2 protein-coding genes are annotated in these 1,969 nt (G+C 73.7%); one reads left to right on the top strand and one right to left on the bottom strand.

Features of this window, described 5'->3' with window-relative positions:
• Positions 1–167 precede the first annotated feature (167 nt).
• The gene (locus H5J33_RS33170; RefSeq protein WP_181798409.1) at positions 168–632 is read right to left on the bottom strand and encodes a helix-turn-helix domain-containing protein; all 465 of its coding nucleotides are present in this window, start codon (positions 630–632) and stop codon (positions 168–170) included.
• A 95-nt stretch (positions 633–727) separates the two neighbouring features.
• Here H5J33_RS33170 and H5J33_RS33175 point away from each other — a divergent pair.
• Positions 728–1,969, top strand: a 1,242-nt coding sequence (locus H5J33_RS33175) for an MFS transporter (protein WP_181798410.1), incomplete at its 3' end; no start/stop codon positions are given.

Raw genomic sequence — 1,969 nt, forward strand, 5'->3', positions numbered from 1 at the left:
CTTCGCTCAACCGTGCCCGAGGCCGTGTGCGGCCCTGGGACGGCCGGGTCGCGCGGCCGTGGTTCCGCCGCACCGCCGGTACGTTCAGAAAACGCCCGCGGACCGGCCGGTGCAACCCGCCTCGCGAGTGGGGCCGGTCCTCCGACGGGTGCCGTCAACCGGTGCCGTCAACCGGTGCCTTCGGCAGGGCCGAGCTTCTCGACGACCGTCTCCTCCGGACCGACCGGGCGTCCGTCGCCGGAGCGGATCTCCAGCGGGCTCAGCGGACGCCGGTCGCGCCGGTCGAGGAGCCGCGAGTGCGCTTCACCGGGGGCGAAGCAGTGGGACTCGCCCCACTGGCGCAGCGCCACGATCACGGGGAAGAGGGCGCGGCCCTTCTCCGTGAGCACGTACTCCTGGTAGGGGCTGCCGTCGGAGGCCGGCACGGTCTCCATCACCCCGGCCCGCTCCAGCGCGCGCAGCCGGGTGGTGAGGATGTTCTTGGCGATCCCCAGACTGCGCTGGAACTGGCCGAAGCGGCGGCTGCCGTCGAAGGCGTCACGCACGATCAGCAGCGACCACCAGTCGCCGATGGCGTCGATCGACCGGGCGACGGGGCAGGGGTCGGCGTCGAGCCGGGTGCGGGCGACCATCGGGCTCCCCTCCTTCACTTCTGGTTGCAACATGCTACCAGCGCGCCTTAGAGTCCGACAGGTAGCAACTTGCAACCACATGGGGAGGGTGCCGTATGCCGAGTGACTGCTCCACGGCGAGCGGACGGACGGTCCGCAACACCGCGCTCGCACCGACCGGACCGCCGTCGGCCCGCCTGGTCCTGCTCTTCGCCATCGCCTGCGGCAGCGCGGTGGCCAACGTCTACTTCGCCCAGCCCCTGCTGGTCACCCTCGGCGAGCGGTTCTCGCTCGGCTCCGGCCTGCTCGGCACCCTCGTGACCGTCACACAGGCCGGCTACGCGGCGGGCCTCTTGCTGCTCGTCCCGCTCGGTGACCTGGCCGACCGCCGCAGGCTGATCACGCTCCAGCTCGGCCTGCTCGCCGCCGCTCTGCTGGCGGTCGCCCTGGCACCCGGGACCGCCGTGCTGCTCGCAGCGCTCGCGATGGTCGGCGCGCTCGCCGTCGTCGCCCAGACGATGGTCGCCGCGGCGGCCCACCTCGCCGCTCCGGCCTTCCGCGGACGGGTCGTCGGAGCGGTCACCAGCGGGATCATCACCGGCATCCTGCTGGCCCGCACGGTGGCGGGCATCCTCGCCGACCTGGCCGGATGGCGGGCCGTCTACCTCTTCTCGGCCGCCGTCACCGCCACCCTCGCCGTGCTGCTGCGCCACGCCCTGCCGGCCGCTCCGCCACCCGCGGCCCGGCTTCCGTACCGGCGCCTGCTCGCGTCCACGGTCGCCCTGTTCGCCCACAACCGCCTGCTCCGGGTGCGTGGCATGCTGGCGCTCCTCGTCTTCGCCGCCTTCAGCACCCTGTGGAGCAGCGTCGTCCAGCCGCTCAGCAGTCCGCCGTGGTCGCTGTCGCACACCGCGATCGGCGCGTTCGGGCTCGCCGGGGCGGCCGGCGCGCTCGCCGCGGGCATCGCCGGCCGCTTCAACGACCGCGGGCTCGCACAGCGCACCACCGGCACCGCGCTGGTCCTGCTCGCCCTGTCATGGCTCCCGCTGGCCCTCACCCGGCAGTCGCTGTGGGCGCTCGCGGCCGGAACGGTCCTGCTGGACTTCGCCGTCCAGGCCGTGCACGTCACCAACCAGACCCTCATCCACGCGGTGCGCCCCGACGCGGGAAGCCGGATCATCGGCGGCTACATGATCTTCTACTCGGCCGGCAGCGCCCTCGGCGCCACCGGCTCCTCCCTGGCGTACGCGGCGGCGGGATGGACCGGGGTGTCCGCCCTCGGAGCGGCCTTCAGCTGTGCCGCCCTGTCCAGGGCCTTGTTCGCCGCGGTGGCGGCCAGGCTCTCCGGGGTCAGCTGC

Origin of the sequence: Streptomyces sp. WELS2 (genome assembly GCF_013870595.1) — a bacterium.
In the GTDB taxonomy this organism is placed as follows: domain Bacteria; phylum Actinomycetota; class Actinomycetes; order Streptomycetales; family Streptomycetaceae; genus Streptomyces.